Here is a 25081-nt window from a genome sequence, read left to right on the forward strand (position 1 = left end):
CGGTTCGTTGCGATTTGCGATGCGGGGACTTTGAGCAGGGGTTCGTTGTCACGGTGGCGTGCTCTCGGGAAGAATTGGATCGTCGGTGTACGATGGCTGCCTGAACGGAAGCTGGACCGCACGGCGAGGGTCCTTCGATTGCGCAACGCCGAGCGAGAAGAACCGCAACGGCTGGCTTCTAGCTCCTTTGGAGTACCTCGGAGCGGGCGGCAGACCGGGACAAATTGTCCTGCCGTGCGCGTCTCCTGCCGCGACGGCAGCGCGGGCCTCTCGGGAGGCAAACATCGATGCGTACTTCGGGACTACCTATTTGGGTGTAGGGAAGCAGCGAGTGTACCGCGCATTAGCCGTACGGATGATCCGTGAGTGAGGTTAATGTCGTACCCGAAGGGCCCCTGCAGCAGTGGACAGTCGGCATTCAGAGCGGACCTGGTGCAATCGATCGCGCGATGCTGGCGGACCAGATGTGGGATGGTCGAAATATGGTGTCTCCAGGTGAATCAGGGATTTTCTCGCTCGTCCTGTTGCTCCGGCTGCACGGTATTGCAGCCGACGAGCGGCAACTCTGCCACCGATTAGGCACGCGCCAGATCGGGGTGACCGAAATGTTGCGGTGCGCCAAGGCTTTCGGCCTGAAGGCGCGCACGATGAGAACCCGCTGGGCGCGTCTTCCCCGCATCGCCTTGCCGGGTATCGCGGTGCTCAACGATGGTGGCTTCCTCCTGGTGGGCAAGGCGGACGGGGACGAGGTTTTGGTTCAGCGTCCCTCGGACCCCCGTCCGCTCAAGCTCAAGCAAGCCGAATTCGAGGCGATCTGGGACGGCCGCCTGGTCCTGATGGCGCGCCGGGCGTCGCTTTCGGATCTCTCGCGCCGGTTCGACTTCACCTGGTTTCTCGGCGCGATCCAGAAATATCGCTCCCTCCTGGGAGAGGTACTGGTCGCATCCTTCTTCCTCCAGGTATTTGCGCTCATCAGTCCGCTGTTCTTTCAAGTGGTGATCGACAAGGTCCTGGTGCATCGCGGCATCAGCACGCTGGAAGTCCTCGTGATCGGACTGGCTGCGATCGCGGTGTTCGAAGCCGTTCTGGGTAGCTTGCGCACTTACCTCTTTTCTCACACGACCAACCGTATCGACGTCGAGCTCGGTGCGCGGCTCTACCACCATCTGGTCTCGTTACCGCTGATGTATTTTCAGGCGCGGCGCGTCGGTGACTCGGTTGCCCGCGTTCAGGAGCTGGAAAATATCCGCAACTTCCTGACGAGCTCGGCGCTGACCTTCATCATCGACTTCATGTTCACCGCAGTCTTCATCGCGGTCATGTTTGTCTACTCGCCGATGCTGACGCTGATCGTGCTGGCGGCGTTCCCGTTCTACCTGGGCATTTCGGCGATTGCGACACCCCTGTTCCGGCAGCGCCTGGATGAGAAGTTTCGGCGCGGAGCAGAAAACCAGGCTTTTCTGGTCGAGAGCATAACGGGCGTGCAAACGTTGAAGGCCCTGGCCGTCGAGCCCCAGATGAACCGGCGCTGGGAAGAGCAGCTTGCCGGTTATGTGTCCGCGAGCTTCCGGGTCGTGAGCCTCGGCAATATCGCAAGCCAGGCGGTGCAATTGGTCAGTCACCTAGTCACGGTTGCCGTGCTGTTTTTCGGCGCGAAACTGGTGATCGAAGGCGGCCTGACCGTCGGTGAACTGGTGGCCTTCAACATGCTGGCCAACCGCGTGAACATGCCGGTATTGCGCATTGCCCAGATCTGGCAGGATTTCCACCAGGTTCGCCTGTCCATCGAGCGGCTAGGCGACATCCTCAATACGCGGCCGGAGCCGACCATCAGCGTGGGGCGCGCCGTGCTTCCGCCGATTCAAGGCGCCGTTACGTTCGATCACGTCGGATTTCGCTATCGCGTCGACGGACCCGAGACGTTGCGCAACGTCAGCTTCCATGTTCCGGCCGGTCAGGTGGTCGGTATTGTCGGTCCGTCCGGCTCGGGCAAGAGCACCCTGACCAAGCTCATCGAGCGACTATACGTGCCGGAAAGCGGCCGGGTTCTGGTCGATGGTGTCGATCTGGCCATGACGGATGCCGCCTGGCTGCGGCGGCAGGTGGGCGTTGTCCTGCAAGAGGACGTGCTTTTCAACCGGACCGTGGCCGAGAACATCGCGCTCGCCGATCCCGGCATGCCGATGCAGCGGATCGTCGATGCGGCCACGCTTGCCGGCGCACACGAGTTCATACTCGAGCTACCCGAAGGCTACGATACGATGGTCGGCGAGCGCGGGTGCAGCCTTTCGGGCGGCCAGCGGCAGCGCATCGCGATCGCCCGCGCCCTCGTCAATGATCCCCGAGTTTTGATTTTCGACGAGGCCACCAGCGCGCTCGACTACGAAAGCGAGCGCATCATCCAGGACAACATGCGGCGTATTTGTGAAGGGCGTACCGTTTTCATCATCGCTCACCGGCTTTCCACGGTGCGGCGCGCAAATCGCATCATCACGATCGATCACGGGCGGATCGTGGAAGACGGCACCCACGACGAGCTGATCCGCTCGAACGGGCGCTATGCGAACCTGCATTTGCTACAGGCAGGCACCCATGACGGCCGCTAGACGCATTATCCGGTTTCCCGATAACCGTCGGCGCCGCGCGGACGAGGCCGCCTTTCTCCCCGCCGCGCTGGAAGTCATGGAGAAGCCGCCGTCGCCGGTCGGCCGTGCCATCGGGTTAACCATCATCCTGCTGTTTTGCTCAGCCCTGGCCTGGGCCACGCTCTGCAGGGTCGACGTGGTTGCAACCGCGCCGGGCAAGATCGTGGTTAATGGTCGGACCAAGGTGATCCAGCCCGCCGAAACCGGGGTTGTGCGGGCAATTCATGTGCGGGACGGCGCGACGGTACGGGCCGGCGACGTGCTGATCGAGCTCGATCCGACCATCAGTGGGGCTGAGCTTGACCATGTGAAGGCCGATCTGATCGCTGCCCAGTTGGATATCGCGAGGTTGCGGGCGGCGCTGGCGCCGGGCGACCCGATCGCCGCCTTCGTCCCCCCGGTCGGGGCCAGCCCGCAGGCGATCGAACTCCATCGTCAATTCCTCGCCAGTCAGATGGCAGAGCAGGCGACCAAGCTGTCGGAGCTCGACAGGCAGTTGGCGCAGAAGAAGGCGGAGAGCGACACCATTGCGGCGACGATATCGAAGCTCGATGCGACGATCCCGCTGCTCGAGGAGCGCGTGAACGTCCGCAAATACCTTTACGACAAGGCAATCGGGTCGAAGATCACCTATCTCACCGAGGCGCAGGACCTGGTCGGCCAGCAGCATGACATTCTCGTTCAGCAGAGCCGGTTGCGCGAGGTAGAGGCGGCGACGGCAAGTCTTACGCAGGCCAGATCCAAGGCGGAAGCGGAGTTCCGCCGGACGCTCTATGATGACCTGTCCAAGGTTGAACAGCGGGCCGCGGGCCTCGCCCAGGACGCGATCAAGGCCGAGCAAAAGGCCAAGCTGCAGGTTCTGACGGCGCCTGTCGATGGCGTGGTGCAGCAATTGGCGGTACACACGATCGGCGGAGTGGTCACGCCGGCGCAAACTCTGGCGGCCGTCGTTTCGCTGAACCCGGATTTCGAGATCGAGGCAATGGTATCCAACCGCGATATCGGCTTTGTCGTCCCCGGGCAGACCGTTGCAATCAAGGTCGATACCTTCAATTTCACCCGGTACGGTCTGCTGGATGGGCGCGTGCTCAGCATTTCACGCGATGCCATCATGAGGGATCGCCGCGAGGAGGGGACGAGGGATCAACCCGGAGGCGCCGAGACCGCGTCCAGCGAGCCGAAAGGGCAGGAGCTGATCTACGCGGCCCGGGTCAGCCTCGACCGGACCACGATGATGATCGAGGGGCGGACCGTCCAATTGTCGCCTGGAATGGCGGTGACCGTCGAAATCAAGACCGGTTCGCGACGGATCATCAGCTATCTGCTTTCGCCGCTGACGCGATACAATCAGGAAATGCTGCGCGAGAGATAGGATCGGGCCGCCGGATGGATCCGGGCGGGAGCTTGATCTTGCAAGCTTGATCTTGGCGGGCTCCATCGGCGTCCAGGCACGCGGCTCAGGGCCCCGTGACGCTGGCGCCTGGCTGCATTATGGGAACAGCGCGATCCGCCCCAAGAGGGAGACGAGCTCCACCTGCCGTCGTGTCTGCGTCTTGACGAAGAGGGATGCGAGATGCGAGCGGATCGTCGCCCGGCTCAGCCGCTGGGTGCGGGAAATATCCAGCAGATTGCCACCGCGCGCCAATTCGATCGCGAGTTGGGTTTCCGCGGCCGTCAGGTTGAACAGTCGTTGCAGCGTGCGGGGTGACGGCTCCGGACGGGCATCGAGATCGAGCAGGATGACGGTGTACGTTTCGTCCGGCCAGACATTCGTCATCTGGTTCACGAGGCTCGTTATGCCTTCGTTGAAGGACGTCGCCAGCCACGACATCGAACCCGCAGGAAGTTCGACGCTCGCCCGCTTTGCGATCTCCCTTACAACGCCGTACAGCGATTTCGTACCCGCCGCGAACTCACTGTAGCGCTCCAATATGGCGCGTCCGGTCGGGCTGACCTCGACCACATGGCCCTGCTTCAGCACAACGTGTGCGCAGCCGACACGGCCTAGAGCCGCATGCAACTCGTCGCGCATATCGGACGGACTGTCCTCGGGCAGAGTGGGGGGAACACGGTTGGAGATGTTGAAAATGGTCTCCTTGGATTGGTAACGCGATGCAACCGAGCTGCTCTGGTTCAAGTTCAGCATGATGCCCCGTTCCCTCTTGCCTCAACCAAATGAATGAGCGTCCGACGATCATTCTCCAATTGCCGTACGTGTTGTAAACGTTCAATCGGTGGTAGGAGGTCAGCTTTGGGGGTAATCCGGTTGCACTTTTTGACGAAGGCAGGCGACGCCGGCCCGGCGTTCCGGGTCCGTCGATCGAGGGCTCATGTCATGGTCGATGGGAGCAGCAGCTCCGGAGCTCGGTATGCCGCCGCTCAGGCCGGTGATCTCAGGAGCCGCCCTGCTGCCGCAACGTGATTTCGATCACGTCACCCGGCTCGAGGTCGAAGTCTTCGGATGCCGTGATCTTCTCCCATTGCGGGCCGGACTTTCGGACGACGGTAACCTGGGGCCGCAGATCACCTGCTCCCGCCGGCAGTGCTGCGCTGCCGCTGACCGGCTGCAACTTTTGCCCCAGCGATCGCATTTTGATGCGCAGGTCCGTCATATGAGCATTTGAGTCTCGTAGTTCACGCAGCAGGGTTACGGTACGCAGGCTTGCCACGCGGTCGATCTGCCGGGCCGAGTCCTCGCGCTGGCGCTGAAGGCGCATGAGTTCCACCGTGGTTTGCAGCCGTCGGGTCGAGGACAGCAAAAGGGCGCGACGACTTTCGGTCACGCGTGGGCTCGGCAGCGAGCCGGAACCGAACAGCTTGACCACGCGATCGAGCTCTTCCTCATCGGCTTGCACGCCTTTCTCTTCCCCCTCCTGTTGCTTGCTGAGAGCGGCGAATTGTCCGTCCGCTTGCTTGACCGCGTCCTCCAGAAATCGGCGCTCCTTGCGGTAGTCGGTCTGCGCGGTTTTAAGCGACTCTGCCTCGGCTTGCACAATCGGAGCGATGGCAGATGCCGGCAAGGATATTTCCTGAGGTGTGGTCTGATCGAACGTGTCCTTGTTTGCCAGTTCGGCATCGATGCGAAGGACGTGGAAATACTCCTTCACGTACTCGGTGGAGAAAGACTGGTAGTCGCGCAGAAGGTCAGCCGGATCATTGGTGCCCGGCTGGTTCCGGGAGCGCAGCAGGCTATAGCCGCCGGAAACGGCGACAGCCTGGCGCACGGTCATCGATGACCTGTACGCCAATTGTCCCGGCGTGAGAACGTCGCCGGTCACGTAGATCGGTCGATACTCCACCACACTCGCGGTGACGTCTCCGGGCACGACGACGATCGCTTGCTCACGTCCGTCGGGCAAACGTTGCCGCAGGACCCTGGATTGCAGCAGTGTCTCCATCCGGCTCTGCAGCTCGGCGGTGGTCATGCCGGCGACCTCGACAGTGCCGATTCCGGGGATGGCGATTGTGCCGTCGATCTGGATCTGCGCCCTGTGGCGTTGCTCGGACGCGCCGCCGATCGATACCTCCACGGTATCGCCTGCCGCAAGGCGATACGGCGCAGCGAAGCAGGCATTGCTGACCAACAGAGCCATCGCCGTCGCGCAGGCAAGTGAGATGAGGCTGAACGTCTTCCGGGGCCTGGTGCGATCCATGGCGATCTCCTGCATTATCTGGCCACGCCTGGCACGGCGCGGCTCTCATTCCCGGCAAAGCGAGCCGTTGGCGCTCGCGATGACACCCCGGTCCCGCGAACGAAATGCCTCGCAATACGCCGGCGGTCGACCGATCTCATCATGTCATGAAATCCGCTTGCCGCCGGACTTGCTTGGCGGAGAGGCGAGCTCGCCACCAATTGACGGTTTGTTCCAGGCCATCGCGCAGCGTCACCTTCGGTGTCCAGCCGGTCGCCTTCACGAACCGGGTCGAGTCGGCGAGGAGCGCGCGCACCTCCGAGTTCGTCGGCCGCAAGCGCTTGGCGTCGTGTTCGATCGGCTTGCGACTGGCTGTCAGCTCGAGAATGACATCGATCAGCTCGCCGATGGAGATGGCGCGCTGACTGCCGGCGTTGTAGGCGTGGCCATATTCGAGGTCATCCACGAGCCCGGCCGCCATGAATGCCGCGGCGGTGTCCGTGACAAACGTCAAATCACGTACAGGCGTGGTATCGCCGACCATGATCGCGCGGCAGTCGGGATCGAGCACCTGCCGGATGATCGTGCCGATGATCGCGCGCTCGCTTTGTCGAGGTCCGAACGTGTTGAACGGCCGGAGGATCACGACGGGAAGGCCAAACGAGCGCGCGAAGGCCTCCGCCATCATATCCGCGCCGATCTTTGAAGCAGAGTAGGGCGATTGCCCCTGGAGCGGATGGGACTCGTCGATCGGCATTGTGAGCGCCGTGCCGTAGACCTCGCTCGTCGAGGTCACGACGACCCGCTCAGTGCCATGTTGGCGGGCCGCTTCGAGAACATTCAACGTGCCGAGGACGTTGGTCTCCACATAGGATTGCGGCGCAACATAGGAGTAAGGGATGGCGATCAGGGCCGCGAGATGAAAGACGAAATTCTGACCTTGGACGATGCGGCCGACAAAGGCCGCGTCGCGAATGTCTCCGCGCACCAGATTGACCGCCTGTCGGGTCGACGGCGGGAGATCGTCGAGCCAGCCATGGCTGTCGAAAGAGTTGTATTGCGCCAAGGCGGTCACGGCGGCCCCTGCCGAAACGAGCGCCTCCGTCAGATGCGAGCCGATGAAGCCGTCGGCTCCCGTCACGAGAATCTTCGCCCCTTTGTAGCTCATCGCCGTAGCCCTCTCTCACTCTGTCATTCTGATCGATGCTTCCGCCTCAACGCATTCCAGCATTCCACTGCGATGACCTGCGCGGCGCGGGCGATCCAGCCGAAATCGGATGCGAGCGTTCGGCGCGGAAAATAGGCAAGGTCGACCCTCGCCTTGGCCGGAAACAGGACCTCCCGATAAAAGTCCGGCGCCGGCGCGTCAGTCGGATACAAGCTGCTTTCGTGTCGGAACAGGACCTGACACGGGCCAAAGACGCCTGGTTTATGGTCGAGCACTTTTTCAAAGCCGTCGCGAAAGCAGTCCGAAAAGCTGAGCGACTCCGGGCGGGGTCCGACGAGAGACATATCGCCCCGCAGGACGTTCCAGAGTTGCGGCAGCTCGTCGAGCTTGGTCGCGGCGAGGATCCGGCCGACGGTCGTCATACGTTCGTCGGCCGCCAGCGTCAGAGGAGAGCCGTCGGTGCCGCAGTTCGGCCCGAACTTGCGGAATTTGTACATCCGAAATGGCTCGCCGCGCTGTCCCAGGCGTAGCTGCGTAAACAGGATCGGCCGGCCGCTCTCGAGCCAGATGACAAGCGCGACGATGACGAAGACAGGCGAAAGTAGCGTCATCGCGAGGCCGACGGTGAGCACGTCGATCGCGCGCCGAACATCCAGATGGGAGGAGCGAGACTGAGCCGCGTAGCGGCTCGCCGTCTCGGGCACCGTCATGCGACCGCTCCCATAGGGTAGTCGGCGGCGAGTGCGGCCGCCAGCGCATTCACGACCTTGTCGACGTCCAATGTCGACATTCGGGGATGCAGAGGCAGCGTCAGCTCGCGGCGCGCGAAATCCTCGGTGCGCGGGAGGGCCAGCTCCGGGTAGAGATCCCTGTAGAACGTCAGGCGATGGACGGGCGGATAGTGAACCGTGGTCTGGACGCCGCGCTTGCGAAGGCGATCGATGATGCGCTGGCGGCTCGTGGCCGGCGGCAGCACGATCGGTAGCAAGTGGTGGGTCGACGGCCAGGGAGCCTCGAATGGCACCACCACCGACGGGCAGTGCTCCGCGATGAGCTCGCGATAGGTGGCCGACAGCCGCCGTCTGCAATCGTTCCATTCCGGCAGCTTCTTCAGCTGCACGAGACCGAGCGCGGCGCGCAGTTCATCCATCCGGTAGTTGAAGCCGAGGATCGTCACGTCGTAGTCCGGACGGCGGCTGGTGAGCCGTTGCCGCGCGCCGCTCGTCATCCCGTGAGCGCGGGCCTGCCGGATGGTCTCGCGCAAGGTGCGGCTGCGCGCGATGATCGCGCCGCCCTCGGCGGTGGTCATGTTCTTGTTGCCGTAGAAACTGAATGCAGCGGCTTCGCCATAGCTGCCGACCTCGGGCAACCCGGGCGCATGAGCTGCGTCTTCGATCAGGAGCAGGCCCTTTCGGCGGGCAAAGGATTGCCAGGCGTCGCGGTGGGCCAGGTAGCCGGCAAAATGCACCAGGACGATGGCCTTGGTCCTTGACGTGCACTTCGCTTCCGCGTCGTCCAGTGACATCAACGGAACGTCCGCAGATCCGATATCGACGAAGACCGGTCGGGCGCCGACATAGAGAACGCTGTTGGCGGTCGCGACGAAGGTCAGGGACGGAACGAGGACCTCGTCTCCCGGGCCAATGCCGAGGGCATGCAGGATGAGGTGGAGAGCCGCCGTACAGGAGCCGACAGCGACGGAGTCCTCGGCCTCGTGCAAGCGGGCGAAGGCCTGCTCGAACTCGCGAACCCGGTCCCCCATGGTGACCCAGCCGCTTTCAATGACGGCGGTGAGAGCTGCCTTTTCTTCGTCCCCCAGGACCGGCTCAGATACCAAAAGCATGTGTTCGTCTCCAATCTGATGAGTGAGTTGACGCGGTGAACGCGATCCTTGCGGTCACCGCGAGAGGTCGCATCAGGCGGCGACGGAGCTGGCGAACACCGGTGACTGTTCGTCCCAAGCAACGTCCTGAGCCTTCAGGAAGTCCTCGACGCGGCCGATGTCGAGCCAGAGGCCGCTATGCTTGAACACGTTCACCGGTACTTCCTCGTTGAGCATCTGGAACATCAGATCGTCGAAGCCGAAGGGAACGCCGGACGGAATCCGTTCGAGCACGCACGGATCGATGCAGTAGATGCCCATGCTGACGAGATGCGTGAGTTCGGGCTTTTCACGGAAGCCGGTCACCCGTTCTTCCACCTCGTCGATCACGCCGAAGTCCATCTTGGTCGGGCGAATTGCGGTGGCGATCGTGAGCTTCGAGTTGCGGCGACGATGGCTGCTCACGAACTGATTGAGATTCAGATCCGTCAGCACGTCGCCGTTGAGAACCAGAAACGGCTCGTCGAGCTTGTCACGCAGCAGCGACAGCGGGCCAATGGTTCCGAGCGGCTCCATTTCCTGCGTGTAGTTGATGCGCATATTCCACTGCTCGCCGTCCCCGCAGACGCTGCGGATGAGATGGCCGAGATATCCGGTGGTGACGTAGACTTCCCTGATTCCGTTCCGCCTCAGCCATTTCAGGACGAGCTCGAGGACGGGACGCGCGCCGATCGGCATAAGTGGTTTTGGCAAAATTGATGTGTGGGGCCGCAAGCGCGTTCCTTTGCCGCCGCATTGAATAACCGCTTTCATCGAAGCCTCCGTATGGCTAGAGCTTGCAATAGATCAACTATCATCACTTTCGCCCGCGAAGTCCGATCTCAGCACGCTGGTCGGGGCTCGAGCGTTGTAGAAACGTACGCGCAATGTTTTGGCTCGTCTTCGTACGTTTGCATGAGACGATTGGGGTGGGCTGATCAGGTTCAGCTCAATCGCACTCGGATGTTGAATGCCGCAGCAGATGCGAAGGTGAATGATGCGCAGTCGCGCAGGCCCGCGCTGCTCGCGTAAATCAAGCGAAAATCATCGATAAGTGCTTAAAATAAGCTGAAATCAGTGCCGACAGACATACGCCACAGCAGCGGGGCTGCTGTGGCGTATGTGGCGTTTCGCAAGCTGTTCGACGAGTTGCCTGCCGTGGGATTAGTCCGTTATCGCTCGTTGTTTGCGACGAGGTGACAGCGCGGACTAATCCTTGTTAGCCGAGTTCATCGGCGCCGGAGCTCCGGCTCACTTGGGTTCGCAGATCGCTTCGCAAGGCGATGAGGCTCGCGGGCTGGGAAATCATCGAGGGTAGTGTGTGGCCATTTGCGGCGTGCACCAGAGTCCCGTTGTTCATTCCCCAGATCGCCGCTTGTGTCCGGTTCTGGACCCGGATCTTGCGCAGGATCGCCTTGACGTGGACTTTCACGGTTGCTTCTGCGATGTCGATCTTTCGGGCGATGCACTTGTTGGAATTGCCCTCGATCAGACACGACAGGATTGCCTTCTCGCGAGGAGAAAGGTGCGGCGCAAGCGGTGCCTGCGCTGAGGCCACGACGTCGTGCACCTCATCGCTGATTGGCGCGGCTTCGCGTTCATGATTGCCGTCAAGGGCGAATTCAAGAAATGCCGGCGGAAAGACCGTCTCGCCCAGCGTCACGAGCTCGATGGACTTCACGAATGCATCGCAAGAATTGACATTGACGAAGTAGCCGCTGGCGCCGGCACGATACGCCACGACAAGTTCGTCCTGGCGATAGTGATCGGATACGATGGCTATCCGGGCGCCAGGGCAGCGACCTTTGACGCAACGTATCTGATCCAGTGCGACATCGAAACTGTCGCCGTTGTGGATGATGAGAAACAGCAGTTGCTGTGTCTGGAGTGCGTTTGGTAATTCATCCGCACTCAAAACTGATAGCAGGATCCGGAAATTCGCTGCATGTAAGATCCGCGAAATTCCCTCTCTAACCAGAATATTCCTTCCAATAAGAACGATTTCACAAGATTGCCGCCTCCGCATTTTACCCTCCGCGACATACGCAATGATACGACTGCAATGAGAAATTGAAATGATGTGCACCAGCCTCCCCAGCCACCCTCCAACAGGCCGGCTGGTCGATCAGTTAAATCGCTTTTCTTGATCCGTTCGGCTTACCGCATTCGCGCGCTATTCAGCCTTCGATATCGCCGGTAGTTTGGGGCCCTCCAAATTTGTTAAACTTTTGTGAAGGTTAGATGCGAATTACCGATTACAATATATATCCTTAGTTATAGGTGCGGCCGGGGAAACTACGGGCGTCGCAGGGCTTGATTCACGCAATCTGAGGGTGTTGCGGGGAGGATATGTCCCTGCACATTGCCAGTTTTCCGAAGGCGTGCACCGGCCGATATGGCTCCTTATGGTTGTATGATTGAAGGAGGCGAACTAGTCTATCAGAGGTAGCCGAATGCCGGCGCTTTTGATGATTGCTGGAGCGCGTGTTCGTCGTCAACTCGCAGTGCGGCGATCGGTCACCGCAATCTTCCGGGCAGCAATTCGGCGCGGCGATCGTAAGTCTGTCGTAAGCTATCGCGTGCGAATCATGGATTGTAGAGTCCGCGCGCGTTCATTCATGGGTTGATTGATTTAAGCGTATTGCATTGCCGGGTCGCGATTTCTTGAGTTGTTGCAGATGAGATAATCCCATCAACATCAAGATGAATGGCAGCGCCTGGCGCGAGGTGTTGATGAAGGGGAGCGACTGATTAAGGAGCGCCCAATGAGTCGTACGAGCGTAGTGGTCGCAGATCGGCATCCGCTGCTGTTGCGAGGTCTTAGCGCCGTGCTTGGTGCGGAAAGCGGCTTCGATATTGTTGCGACCTGCAGCGATGCCGCGAGCTGCATCGAGGCCATTCGAACCTTGGCTCCCGATATCGCGCTTCTCGATCCAACAATTCCCGAACTGGTCGCGTTGAAGAATTCCTTTGGCGCGGCTGCAGGCAGCCGCACACGCCTGGTGCTTTATGTCCCTGCCGAAGATCGCGATCTCGTCTTGAGCGATGCGTTCGATGGTTGCAGCGTCATTCTGAAAGAGGCCTCGGCGGACGCGCTGGTGCAGTCTTTGCGGCAAATCGCGAACGGCGTAAGAATCGTGCCGCCATCTTCGACAGATCAGATTGCGCCGGCGGCTCAGGCGTCGAATTCGGAGAATGCGCTGACCGTGCTGACGGACCGAGAGCGCCAGATCATTCGTCTGGTTTCGGAAGGACTGTCAAACAAGGAGATCGGGCGCCGCCTGAACATCGCTGACGGTACAATCAAGGTCCATCTTCACCATATCTTCCAGAAGCTCGAGATCAGCAACAGGACCGCACTCGCGGCGTTGGCCATTTCGCAGAGCGACTGGGGCACCCCGGTCAAGTCAACGGAATCCGAGTAACCAAGATCACTGAAAATCCCCCTCGGGCGATCACTCCGCAGCGCGTGCGGGTCAACTGGGCCTGATCGCGCGCGCCTTGTCGAACCGGCGGGGTGGCTGCTGCCGGCTATTCCGTGACCGAGAAGTGAAGTGTGAACAAGGGCAGGCTGGTCAGCTCCGGGCTGTTGCTCACCTCGATCCGCCAGGATGGGTGCTCCTGGAATGGCCCAATGACCTCGCTGCTGAGAATCTCGCAGCTCAACTCAATGGCCGCCGACCTCGCGGCGTCGATATCCGGCAAGTTCACGCCGAGGTCGTCGGGCACTGAGCCACCATCGTGGACATGAAAGAAATAGCGAGGCATTGGCGCTCCCGTAAAACGGTTGCATCCCAGGGGGCGAACCAGACCTGACGTAGCAGTGGTGTCCCGGAATGGACCTACGACAAGGTGCCGTTACACGTCCATGATCATTGTTGGGTACCCCAAGGTCGCTCTGGATTCTCTTGGTTGACATGGACAGCTGCTTCCTGCGGACTAAGGTCGAGTGGCGCCGTGACTGCCCACTGCGGCGTGTTCAGCGGCCCCGGCTCCCCTGCTTATTAGCCCCCCGCCGGGGCCGCGATCCCCTCGCATCGACAGCACTGCGCCGGTAGGTCGTCCGGCCAATTCGATCCATCCTCGTGTGTTCGCGCATGCTGTTCGACCGACAATGATTGAATCGTTCGGTGCTGCGACGGGAAGCGCAGCTCCGACGGAGTAACCCGCGGTTGCTGCGAGCGCTCCCCCGATTCGACAACCTCATTTGTGCAATAGCAGTGTATTGGGCGTGATCACCTGCGCGTGCGTTGTCTCGATTGTCGGCGAGCTGGGAGATCTGACCGTGTGCGGAATCATCGGCATTCTAGGGCGAACGGCGGTCTCGGAGCGATTGGTCGATTCACTGAGGCGGCTCGAATATCGGGGGTATGACTCGACGGGCGTGGCAACTCTCGATGACGGTCGTCTCGAACGCCGCCGAGCCGAAGGCAAGCTCAGAAACCTGGAGGCGCGACTGCTTGCCGAGCCACTGGGCGGTGATGCCGGAATCGGTCACACGCGCTGGGCCACGCACGGCAAACCGACCGAGCACAATGCCCATCCGCATGCGACCGAGCGTGTTGCTGTGGTGCACAATGGCATCATCGAGAACTTCCGGAAACTGCGCCAGGCGCTGGAGGAGAAGGGCGCCACCTTCGCGAGCGACACCGATACGGAAGTCGTCGTACATCTCGTTCATTCGTACCTGCTGATGGGCTATTCACCTCAGGAAGCCGTGTGGGCGTCGTTGCCGCAGCTGCGCGGCGCCTTCGCGTTGGTGTTCCTTTTCAACGGATATCGCGATCTTCTGATCGGAGCACGCAGGGGGTCGCCCCTGGCGGTGGGGTATGGCAAGGGCGAGACCTATCTCGGTTCCGATGCGATTGCGCTCGCTCCCTTTGCCGACGGCATCAGCTATCTCGAGGACGGCGATTGCGTAGTGCTGTCGCGCGAGAAAGGGGTGATCCGGGACGCGAACGGCGCGATCGTTGCCCGCGAGGTGCTGAAAACGGGTGGAGCATCGTTTGTCGCCGACAAGGCCAACTATCGCCATTTCATGGCCAAGGAGATTTGCGAGCAGCCGGACGTGGTCGGCCGCACGCTCGCGCATTATGTCGATATGGGCGCCGAGCGGGCGGCGTTGCCGATCAAGCTGCCGTTCCATTTCAGCGACGTGAGGCGCGCGACGATCACGGCCTGCGGCACCGCAAGCTATGCTGGCGCCATCGCGAAATACTGGATCGAACAGCTGGCGCGTATCCCGGTCGATGTCGATATTGCCTCCGAATTCCGCTATCGCGAAGCGCCGCTGCGCAAGGGCGATCTCGCGATCTTCATCTCGCAATCGGGCGAAACCGCCGACACGCTGGCAGCACTTCGCCACGCCAAGGAGAAAGGGGCGCACACCGTCTCGGTCGTGAACGTTCCAACGTCCACCATCGCGCGCGAGAGCGAAATCGTGCTGCCGACATTGGCTGGTCCGGAAATCGGCGTTGCTTCCACCAAGGCCTTCACGTGTCAACTGACGGCGCTCGCGGCCTTCGCGGTCGCAGCCGGTGCGGCGCGCGGCGAGATCTCGGCGAGCGAGGAGAGGGGGCTGGTCAGAGAGCTGATCGAAGTGCCGCGCTTGATGGCGGCAGCTATTGCCAGCGAACCGCAGATCGAGAAGCTGGCTCGCACCATCGCGAAAACGCGGGACGTGCTTTATCTGGGCCGCGGCACCAGCTATCCGCTGGCGTTCGAAGGTGCGCTGAAGCTGAAAGAGATTTCCTACATCCACGCCGAAGGCTATGCCGCTGGCGAACTGAAGCACGGTCCGATTGCCCTGATCGATGAGAACATGCCGGTCGTGGTCATCGCGCCCTTCGACACTGTGTTCGAAAAGACCGTGTCGAACATGCAGGAGGTCGCCGCGCGCGGTGGCAGGATCATTCTGATGACGGATGCGAGGGGAGCGGCGGAGGCGGCCGTCGAGCCCGAAGCCACGATATTGCTGCCGGACATGGTGCCGACCTTCGCGCCGATCGTCTACGCCGTTCCCATCCAGTTGCTCGCCTATCATACGGCCGTGATTATGGGCACCGATGTGGACCAGCCACGCAATCTCGCGAAATCTGTGACGGTCGAATAGAGGCGAATGCCCCTTGCGTCACAGTGTCTCGCGCTCGTTGGCGCTACTGATAACACAACGAAAAAGCGGCCGACATTCGAACCCGAAGGGAGGAGTACTCCCTTTGGGTCGACAGAATAGTCGATCGTCCTGCTACAAAATTCTCAACGACACGCCGGGCAGTATCAAGCAACTGCCCGCGGCATCATTAGCGCCGAAGGCGGACGGAAGTCATCTATCTGTGGGTCCGGCATGCGCATTTGCGCATCCGGAGAGGGAAATTGGATTGCAAAGCCCCGCCAAATTTTGACTTGAGATTTTCAGAGAGTGCTGCCGCGGTCCGGCTGAATGTTCCGCGGCAGCGCGAATGTTCAGACATGTGCAGAATCGGACCGAGGGAGCATTAACGTGAGCTACTCCTCAAGCATTCAGACATCGTTCTCCGGGCCTTCGACCACCAGTACCTCCCCGCCTCACAGCGGCCTTGCCGTCGGGTCGAACTATGTCGTGATGATCGACGGATCGAGAATCGAATGGACGAACCTGACCGGCGGATCGCCGGTCCTGCAGTCGGTCTACGGCTTCTTCTCGCCGCTATCGCCGACCGGCGGCCTCTATGATCAGCGCGTCATATACGACAGCGTCAATCAGCGTTTCGTCGTGATCATGCAGTACCTGGCGCCAGGCGGGACTGCCACGAACATCGATATCGCGGTCTCCAAGGATTCCAATCCGAACGACGGCTGGTATTTCTCGCAGCTCAATACGACCGTCACGATCGGTGGCCAGACAACCGGCTCTGATCGCCCGATGTTGGCGACCGACGGTTCGAACGTCTACATCACCGCTCCACAATACAATCTCAGTGCGTCCGGTTATGCCGGTACGGAAAACTGGATCATCGGCGATACGGCCGGTGCGGGCGGCGGGATTTACGGCGGCGGCACGTTGAGCGTGACCGCGAGCGAAGTGATGCCGTCGACCCAGGGCATCTTCGCTGTGGCGTCAGGCAACGGCAAGACTTACTACGCGAGCGACTACTCCAGCGGAGGTCAGATCGTCGTTGCCTTGCAGACCTACGACAAGGCCACCAATACGTTCAGTACGACCAGCACCATCGCGCTCGGCAATATCGACCAGGGCGGCACCTACACCGCCCAGCAGCAGGGGACGACCCTTTTGCTCGACGCCGGTGATAAGCGGATTGCCAGCATGGTCTATGCCAACGGCTATCTGTATGCCGTGGCCGAGATGAAGCCGACCGGATCCAGCGTGCCGCTAGTCCATTGGTTCAAGATCGACGTCAGCAACCCCACTTCTCCGTCCCTCGTGGCGCAGGGCGACATTTCCGGCGCCGCAATCGGCACCAGTGTGGCCACGTTCAATCCATCGATCGCGGTGGACGCGGCAGGCGATGTCATCATCAATTTCACCGCCAGCGGCCCGAACATGTATCCGGCGGACTACTATGTCTTCCAGGGCGGCGGCGATCCGGTGGGCTCGTTCAGCGCCCCGGTCCTGTATCAGGCGAGTACCAGTTTCTTCAATGCGGGTGACGGGGCCAGCGTGCAGCGCTGGGGCGCCTATTCGACGGCGACGGTCGACCCGAACAATCCGAACTCGTTCTGGATCTCGAACGAATACGTCGCCAGTGGCTGGTGGCAAACGGCGGTCGCGCAGATTGCAATCCAGAACTCCGCATCGGGCCCGACGGTTTCTTCGATCGCGGCCTCGGGCACCGGCATCACCAGCGGTGCCGGCAATCTCAACGCCGGCCAGCTCGTCACGCTGACAGTCAATTTCAGCGCGGCCGTGACGGTCAACACCAGCGGCGGCACGCCGACGCTCACCCTCAACGATGGTGGCGCGGCAAGCTACACCGGCGGCTCGGGGAGCAACGCGCTCACCTTCAGCTACACGGTGGCGGCGGGCCAGAACACCGCCGACCTCATCGTCTCCGCGCTCAACCTCAACGGCGCTACGATCGCTGATGGCAGCGGCAACGCCGCCAATCTCTCGGGGGCCACCAACTACAATCCAGCCGGCGTCCTGCAGATCGACACGACGGCGCCGACGATTGCCTCGATTGTGGCCTCCGGCGCCGCCATCTCCAATGGCGGCGGAAATTTGAGCACTGGCCAGGTCGTCACATTGACCGTCAACCTCAGCGAGGCGGTGACGGTCAACACCAGCGGCGGCACGCCTTCGCTCACCCTCAACGACGGCGGTACGGCGAGTTACACCGGCGGCTCGGGGAGCACTGCGCTCACCTTCAGCTACACGGTGGCGGCAGGGCAGAATACCGCTGATCTCATCGTGTCCGCGCTCAACCTTAATGGCGGAATCATCAACGACGGGGCAGGCAACGCCGCCAACCTGTCGGGAGCTGTGAACTACAATCCGGCCGGCACCCTGCAGATCGACACGACGTCGCCGACGATTGCCTCGATCGCCGCGACCGGGACTGGCATCACCAACGGCACCGGCAGTGTGAGCACGGGTGCGGTCGTCACCTTGACGGTCAATCTCAGCGAGGCGGTGACGGTCAACACCACGGGTGGCACGCCGACGCTCACCCTCAACGACGGCGGTACGGCGAGCTACACCGGCGGCTCGGGCAGCACTGCGCTGACCTTCAGCTATACGGTTGCGGCAGGGCAGAATACCGCTGATCTCATCGTCTCCGCGCTCAACCTCAACGGCGCGACCATCAACGATGGGGCAGGCAACGCTGCCAACCTGTCGGGCGCCGCCAACTACAATCCGGCCGGCACCCTGCAGATCGACACGACGTCGCCGACGATTGCCTCGATTGCCGCGACCGGGACCGGTATCACCAACGGCACCGGCAGTGTGAGCACCGGTCAGGTCGTTACATTGACCGTCAATCTGAGCAAGGCCGTGACGGTCAACACCACCGGTGGCACGCCGACGCTCACCCTCAACGATGGTGGCACGGCGAGCTACACCGGCGGCTCGGGGAGCGTTGCGCTCACCTTCAGCTATACGGTTGCGGCGGGGCAGAACACTGCCGACCTCATCGTCTCCGCGCTGAACCTCAACGGCGCGACGATCGCCGATGGCAGCGGCAACGCCGCCAACCTGTCGGGAGCCACCAACTACAATCCGGCCGGCACCCTGCAGATCGACACGACCGCGCCGACGATTGCCTCGATTGCTGCCACCGGGACCGGCATCACCAACGGCACCGGCAGTCTGAGCACCGGTGCGGTTGTCACCTTGACGGTCAATCTCAGCGAGGCGGTGACGGTCAACACCACCGGCGGCACGCCGACGCTCACCCTCAACGATGGCGGCACGGCGAGCTACACCGGCGGCTCGGGCAGCGCTGCACTCACCTTCAGCTATACGGTTGCGGCGGGGCAGAACACTGCCGACCTCATTGTCTCCGCGCTCAGCCTCAACGGCGCAATCATCAACGATGGAGCCGGCAACGCGGCGAACCTGTCGGGAGCTGTGAACTACAATCCGGCCGGCACCCTGCAGATCGACACGACGGCGCCGACGATCGCCTCGATTGCCGCCACCGGCACCGGCGTCACCAACGGCACCGGCAGTGTGAGCACGGGTGCAGTTGTCACCTTGACGGTCAATCTCAGCGAGGCGGTGACGGTCAATACCACCAGCGGTACGCCGACGCTCACCCTCAACGATGGTGGCACGGCGAGCTATACCGGTGGCTCGGGCAGCGCTGCGCTCACCTTCAGCTACACGGTGGCGGCAGGGCAGAACACCGCCGATCTCATCGTCTCTGCGCTCAGCCTCAACGGCGCAATCATCAACGATGGGGCCGGCAATGCGGCGAACCTGTCGGGAGCTGTGAACTACAATCCGGCCGGTACCCTGCAGATCGACACGACGGCGCCGACGATTGCCTCGATTGCAGCGACAGGCGCCGGCATCACCAACGGCAGCGGCAGTGTGAGCACCGGCCAGGTCGTCACATTGACCGTCAATCTCAGCGAGGCCGTGACGGTCAACACCATCGGCGGCACGCCGACGCTCACCCTCAACGATGGCGGCACGGCGAGCTACACTGGCGGCTCGGGCAGCGCTGCGCTCACCTTCAGCTACACGGTTGCGGCGGGGCAGACCACGTCTGATCTCGCCATCTCGGCGCTCAACCTCAACGGCGCGGTCATCAGCGACGGTGCCGGCAACGCCGCCAATCTGTCGGGGGCCACCAATTACAATCCCACCGGCACCCTGCAAGTCAACGTGACCACATCATCCACCTCGAGCATCCAGACGCTGTTCGCCGGACCATCGAATACCAGCAGCTATCCCCCGCACAACGGTCTTGCCGTTGGGCCGAACTACGTCGTGATGATCGAGGGATCGAGGATTGAATGGACGAACCTGACCGGCGGATCGCCAACCTTGAAGTCGGTCTACAGCTTCTTCTCGCCACTATCGCCGACCGGCGGCCTCTATGATCAGCGCATCGCCTACGACAGCGTCAATCAGCGCTTCGTCGTGATCATGCAGTATCTGGCGCCGGGAGGGACCGCCACCGCCATCGATATTGCGGTCTCGAAGGATTCCAATCCGAACGACGGCTGGACCTTCTCGCAGCTCAATACGACCGTCACGATCAACGGTCAGTCGACCGGCTCAGATCGCCCGATGCTGGCGGTCGACGGTTCGAACGTCTACATCACGGCGCCACAGTACGGCCTCAGCGCGTCCGCTTACGCCGGCACTGAAAACTGGATCATCGGCGATACCGCCGGCGCGGGCGGTGGCATCTATGGCGGCGGCACGTTGAGCCTGACCGCAAGCGAAATCATGCCGTCGACCCAGGGCATCTTCGCCGTCGCATCCGGTAACAATGGCAAGACCTACTATGCGAGCGACTTCTCCAGCGGAGGTCAGATCGTCGTTGCCCTGCAGACCTACGACAAGGCCACCAATACGTTCAGCACCACCAGCACCGTCGCGCTCGGGAATATCGACCAGGGCGGCAGCTACACCGTCCAGCAGCAGGGGACAAGCCTCCTGCTCGACGCCGTCGACAACCGGATCGCCAGCATGGTCTATGCGAACGGCTATCTCTACGCCGTGGCCGTGATGAAGCCGAGCGGGTCGAGCGTGCCGCTGGTCCATTGGTTCAAGATCGACGTCAGCAATCCCAGCGCTCCGGCCCTTGCGGCGCAAGGCGACATCTCCGGCGCGTCGCTCGGAACCAACGTGGCAACGTTCGATCCATCCATCGCGGTGGACGCGGCGGGCGATGTCATCATCAATTTCACCGCCAGCGGTCCGAACATGTATCCGTCGGACTACTACGTCTTCCAGGCCGGCGGCGGTGCCGTAGGTTCGTTCAGCGCGCCGATCCTGTATCAGGCGAGCACCGGTTTCTTCAACTCGGGAGATGGAAACAGCACGCAGCGCTGGGGCCTCAATTCATCGGCCACGGTCGACCCGAACAATCCGAACTCGTTCTGGATATCGAACGAATACGTTGCCAGTGGCTGGTGGCAGACGGCGGTCGCTCAGATCTCCATCCAGAACTCAACGTCAACCGGTCCGACGATTGCCTCAATCGCGGCTTCCGGGGCTGGGATCACCAACGGTGCCGGCAATCTCAACGCCGGCAAGCTCGTCACGCTGACAGTCAATTTCAGCGCGGCCGTGACGGTCAACACCAGCGGCGGCACGCCGACACTCACGCTCAACGATGGCGGCACGGCGAGCTACACCGGCGGCTCGGGTGGCACTGCGCTCACCTTCAGCTACACGGTGGCGGCTGGCCAGAACACCCCAGATCTCGTCATATCGGCGCTCAACCTCAACGGCGCGAGCATCACGGATGGCAGCGGCAACGCCGCCTACCTGTCGGGCGCCTCCAACTCCAATCCGGCCGGCATCCTGCAGATCGACACGACGGCGCCGACGATTGCATCGATTGTGGCTTCCGGCAGCGGCATCACCAACGGCGGCGGTAGTGTGAGCACCGGCCAGGTCGTTACATTGACCGTCAATCTGAGCGAGGCGGTGACGGTCAACACCACCGGCGGTGCACCGACGCTCACGCTCAACGATGGCGCCACGGCAAACTACACCGGTGGCTCGGGCAGTACTGCGCTCACCTTCAGTTACACGGTCGCCGCCGGTCAGACCACATCCGACCTCGCCATCTCGGCACTCAACCTGAATGGCGCCTTCATCAGCGACAGTGCAGGCAACGCTGCCACCCTGTCGGGCGCCACCAACTATAATCCCGCCGGCATCCTGCAGGTCAACCCGACCAGCGGCGTTCCACAGTACAGCCACATCGTGGTCGTCGTTGAAGAGAACAAGGACGATGATGAAATCACCGGCAACACTGCAGAGGCGCCCTACATCAACAGCCTCATGGCCGGTGGCGCGTTGCTAACCAGTTTCTTCGCGGAGACTCATCCGAGCCAATCGAATTACTACGCCCTCTATGCCGGTTCGACATTCGGTTTCAGCGACGACGATCCTCACAGCCTTCCGGATCCTACGCTGTACACGGTGTTGCAGGGCGCGGGCCTTACCTTCAGGGGTTATGTCGACCAGACCGCAGGGGGAAGCGACCCTAACCACGACCCTTGGATTTCATTCCCCGAGGCCCGCACGGTTCAGACGAGTTTCTCCACCACCTTTCCCGCGCTTTTTCCCAACGGCAACTATTCGAGCTTGCCGACCGTTTCGTTTGTCATTCCGAGCATCGGCAACGACATGCACGACGGGACGATCCAGCAGGGTGACACATGGCTCCAGCAAAACCTGGACGCTTATGCTCAGTGGGCGCTTGCCAATAATTCGCTTCTCATCGTGACCTGGGACGAAAATGACAACGACAAAGCTCCCAATCAGATTCCAACTCTATTGTACGGTGCTAACGTCGTCCCGGGAAACTACGATACAACCTACAACCACTACAACCTTCTGAGCACGATCCTTGCGTCGTACGGCTTGACCGGCCCGAACCAGGCCGCGACAGCCGCGCCTATTCAGGTGTTCGGAAACCCCGCTGCTGGTTCCGCGCCGAGGATCGTCTCAATGGTGGTTTCTGGTACAGGAATCACCAACGCCAGCGGCGATCTCAATGCCGGCAAGCTGGTCACGCTGACGCTCAATTTCAGTGCGGTCGTAACGGTCAACACCAGTGGCGGCACGCCGACGCTCGTCCTCAACGACGGTGGCACGGCCACCTACGTTGGTGGCTCGGGCGGCACCGCACTCACCTTTAACTACGTGGTCGCGGCAGGCCAGAACACCGCCGATCTCGTCGTCTCGTCGTTCAACCTCAATGGCGCGGCCATCACCGATGGCGGCGGCAATGCCGCCAACCTGTCCGGCGCCACCAACTACAATCCCGCTGGCACCCTGCAGATCGACACGACGGCGCCGACGATCGCGATCAACACCATAGCAGGCAACGACATTGTCAACGCTACGGAAGCCTCTGCGGGCTTCACCCTCAGCGGTACAACGACTGATGCCGAGCACGCGCAGGCCGTCACCGTCAATATCCTCAACAGCGCGAGCGTGATCGTTAACTCTTATACGTCTGCGGTTAGCAGCAGCAATACATGGTCGGTCGCCGTCACGAGCGCGCAGGCCCTCGCTCTGGCTGATGGAAAGTACACCGTCACTGCCAATGTTTCGGACGCGGCGGGGAATGCGGCGCCGACCGCGACCCGTGCACTGACTATTGATGAAGACAAGGGGCCCGAGATTCCGACACTGACCATCAGCAGTACGTCGCTGACGGTCAACGCCGGAGGATCCGTGGCGTTGGGCATCACCGCGACGCCCGTCGACGCCGACGACCAACTGTCGCTGAAGATCAGCGGCTTGCCCAGTTACGAGTCGATCACGGCGCCTGCGGGAAACACTGTCACGAGCAGCCTTCAGTCCGACGGAACGTATACCTGGACCATTACCGAGGGCGCCTCCACGACAGGCCAGCCGCTCACCGGCTTGACGTTGTCGTCGAGCTATACCGGCACCGACCATCCGGTCGCAACGTTCACGGTGACGGCGAGCAACACGACGACAGGCGAAACCGGGACATCGGCGGCACAGACCATGACGGTGATCGATCCTCCGGTGGACTCGTCTGGTGGTGGCGCAGTGTCTTCACTGGCTGGTCCCGGCATCGGTTGGCCACAGGGGCATATTGACCGCCTTGCAGCGCTGATGGATCAATTCGCGGCAGCCGGCTTCCGCGGAGGCCCCTCTGGCCCAATCCCATCGGCGTTCCAACCGCAGCCAGGCCCGGAGAACCAGTTCCTGGCGGCGCCTCATTTCCACTCGTAAGACCGGAGGGATCCGGCGCGCTCGGCGCCGGGTCCGTTCGCGCCGGCGTCGGCATCGGGTGTCTCGGCAACCATGCCGTGTCCTTCATCTGCACGTCAGGATCACGATCTGTTCCGACGGGCTGATCCGTCCTGTCCGCGCGTAACCCCCTGTATCCAGGGTCGAATTTCGCGCTGTCCGAATTTGTTCTCAGGCGGCCAAACTTTGTTCATGGCCGTTGTTCATGTTGGTCACCGTATGGCCGAATTCTGTTCGTGCCTCCAATGGACTAAGCAAAAAAGACGAGCCCACCCGCTGCGCAGGGCTTTGCGACCGCAAGTGTCGTCGGTTCAGTCGGGGCGGCGATTGGCGGTCAGTTGCTGGCGATATCGCTCGGCATCCCAATTCATCAACGCGGATTCGTCGCCTTGAGTCAGGAAGCGGATCTGCGCGGCGAGAGGCACGCGGCAGGTCACCAGGGCGAGACAGCTCAGCATCGCCTCGGCGCCGGGGCTCGCATCCTTGCGCACGATGCAACCGAGGCCCGGAACAAGTAGCGCCGCCGGGGGCGGCGGCCCGTCCGCCAGCGCTGGCGATGCCGCGGCGCGCAGATCCTCGCCCCGTTCCAGAACGGGTAAGCCCGGACCGAGGAAGACCACATGATCCGGATAGAGCGAGCCACTGGTCGCAAGTGCGCGGCTGTAAGGGTCGATGGCGATGCTGTGGCAAAGCGGATCTTTGGGCAGGCGATACGCCGTGCCCGCGCATATCGACCGAAGCGCCGCCTCGTCCGCAGGGATCGTGCTTCGCGGGGCGAGGGCCAAGCGCCTCTCGACCTCGTCCACCAAGGCCTCCGCCGCGGCGCTGGTCTCGGCGCCGACCACCAGCCCGTGATTGCCGAGGACCAGTACATCCACCTTGTCCCGTGCCAGCGCGTCGTGCACGACCTTGGCCAGCGGCAGTCCCGGATGGTGATAGTCGAGCCAGCGCCAGGCCAGCCCCTCCAGTCGTTTCGCGAACTCCTCCCGCGCATCGATCCGCACCGCCCATGCAATGGTATTGACCGAATGCACATGCAGCACGACCGTGTGTGGCATCAGTGCGTGCAGCGAGGTCTCGATCGAGGCGCGCAAGGCCGTGCCGGCACCAGGGGCGAGGGGGACCCGTTCGTCGCCTTGCGCAAGCGCCGTGCGTGCCGCGCCGAGCGATACCGGCACGAAGATGTCCTTGTGCTCGGCATCCGCAAGCCAGGTGCCGGAGGCCTTCACCCAGAGCAGATCATCCTGCTTGATAGAGGAATTGCCGCCGGCGCCCTGCACCAGCAGAATGTTGCGGCCGACGCGGGCCGACATGCGGCGAAGCTCGTGGAGCAGGGCAGGTTGTTGTGGCATC

14 protein-coding genes are annotated in these 25081 nt (G+C 62.0%); 5 read left to right on the forward strand and 9 right to left on the reverse strand.

Annotation, left to right across the window (positions count from 1 at the left end; all coding sequences use genetic code 11):
- Nucleotides 1-482: 482 nt before the first annotated feature.
- Complete coding sequence (locus NLM32_RS19495) at nt 483-2606, forward strand: type I secretion system permease/ATPase (RefSeq protein ID WP_254135361.1); 2124 nt, start codon at nt 483-485, stop codon at nt 2604-2606.
- Nucleotides 2593-4017, forward strand: coding sequence for an HlyD family type I secretion periplasmic adaptor subunit (locus NLM32_RS19500; RefSeq protein WP_254130531.1), 1425 nt, complete (start codon nt 2593-2595; stop codon nt 4015-4017). The genes NLM32_RS19495 and NLM32_RS19500 overlap by 14 nt, the downstream gene beginning before the upstream one ends.
- Nucleotides 4018-4134: 117 nt before the next feature.
- Here NLM32_RS19500 and NLM32_RS19505 read toward each other — a convergent pair whose 3' ends face one another.
- The 7 genes from NLM32_RS19505 to NLM32_RS19535 form a co-directional block, all read right to left on the reverse strand.
- Nucleotides 4135-4791 carry a helix-turn-helix transcriptional regulator gene (locus NLM32_RS19505; protein WP_254130532.1) on the reverse strand — a complete coding sequence of 219 codons (657 nt, stop codon included), beginning with the start codon at nt 4789-4791 and terminating at the stop codon, nt 4135-4137.
- 247 nt (nt 4792-5038) lie between these two features.
- The gene (locus NLM32_RS19510) at nt 5039-6298 is read right to left on the reverse strand and encodes a polysaccharide biosynthesis/export family protein (RefSeq protein ID WP_254130533.1); all 1260 of its coding nucleotides are present in this window, start codon (nt 6296-6298) and stop codon (nt 5039-5041) included.
- A gap of 139 nt (nt 6299-6437) precedes the next feature.
- A complete protein-coding gene (locus tag NLM32_RS19515) occupies nt 6438-7445 on the reverse strand; it encodes a GDP-mannose 4,6-dehydratase (RefSeq protein WP_254130534.1) in 1008 nt (335 codons plus the stop codon).
- 23 nt (nt 7446-7468) lie between these two features.
- Nucleotides 7469-8155 (reverse strand): sugar transferase, encoded by a 687-nt coding sequence (locus tag NLM32_RS19520; protein WP_254130535.1) that lies wholly within the window; start codon nt 8153-8155, stop codon nt 7469-7471.
- Nucleotides 8152-9288: a DegT/DnrJ/EryC1/StrS aminotransferase family protein gene (locus NLM32_RS19525; protein ID WP_254130536.1), complete on the reverse strand. Its 1137-nt coding sequence runs from the start codon at nt 9286-9288 to the stop codon at nt 8152-8154. Before NLM32_RS19525 ends, NLM32_RS19520 begins: the two co-directional genes overlap by 4 nt.
- Before the next feature lie 72 nt (nt 9289-9360).
- Nucleotides 9361-10080, reverse strand: coding sequence for a sugar phosphate nucleotidyltransferase (locus NLM32_RS19530; RefSeq protein WP_254130537.1), 720 nt, complete (start codon nt 10078-10080; stop codon nt 9361-9363).
- A gap of 445 nt (nt 10081-10525) precedes the next feature.
- Nucleotides 10526-11392: a response regulator transcription factor gene (locus NLM32_RS19535; protein WP_254130538.1), complete on the reverse strand. Its 867-nt coding sequence runs from the start codon at nt 11390-11392 to the stop codon at nt 10526-10528.
- A gap of 742 nt (nt 11393-12134) precedes the next feature.
- Between NLM32_RS19535 and NLM32_RS19540 the strand changes: the two genes are divergently transcribed.
- Nucleotides 12135-12731, forward strand: a complete 597-nt coding sequence (locus NLM32_RS19540; protein WP_254130539.1) for a response regulator transcription factor — start codon at nt 12135-12137, stop codon at nt 12729-12731.
- A gap of 106 nt (nt 12732-12837) precedes the next feature.
- Here NLM32_RS19540 and NLM32_RS19545 read toward each other — a convergent pair whose 3' ends face one another.
- Nucleotides 12838-13074, reverse strand: a complete 237-nt coding sequence (locus tag NLM32_RS19545; protein ID WP_254130540.1) for a DUF6894 family protein — start codon at nt 13072-13074, stop codon at nt 12838-12840.
- Nucleotides 13075-13591: 517 nt separating this feature from the next.
- On the opposite strand from NLM32_RS19545, the gene glmS reads away from it, so the two are divergent.
- Both glmS and NLM32_RS19555 read left to right on the forward strand, forming a co-directional pair.
- Nucleotides 13592-15418 carry a glutamine--fructose-6-phosphate transaminase (isomerizing) gene (gene glmS / locus NLM32_RS19550; RefSeq protein ID WP_254130541.1) on the forward strand — a complete coding sequence of 609 codons (1827 nt, stop codon included), beginning with the start codon at nt 13592-13594 and terminating at the stop codon, nt 15416-15418.
- Between the two features lie 387 nt (nt 15419-15805).
- Nucleotides 15806-23710 carry an alkaline phosphatase family protein gene (locus tag NLM32_RS19555; RefSeq protein WP_254130542.1) on the forward strand — a complete coding sequence of 2635 codons (7905 nt, stop codon included), beginning with the start codon at nt 15806-15808 and terminating at the stop codon, nt 23708-23710.
- Between the two features lie 329 nt (nt 23711-24039).
- Here the strand turns inward: NLM32_RS19555 and NLM32_RS19560 are convergent, their stop codons facing one another.
- A complete protein-coding gene (locus NLM32_RS19560) occupies nt 24040-25041 on the reverse strand; it encodes a class II aldolase/adducin family protein (RefSeq protein ID WP_254130543.1) in 1002 nt (333 codons plus the stop codon).
- Between the last annotated feature and the right edge of the window lie 40 nt (nt 25042-25081).

This window comes from Bradyrhizobium sp. CCGUVB14, assembly GCF_024199935.1.
Taxonomy (GTDB): domain Bacteria; phylum Pseudomonadota; class Alphaproteobacteria; order Rhizobiales; family Xanthobacteraceae; genus Bradyrhizobium.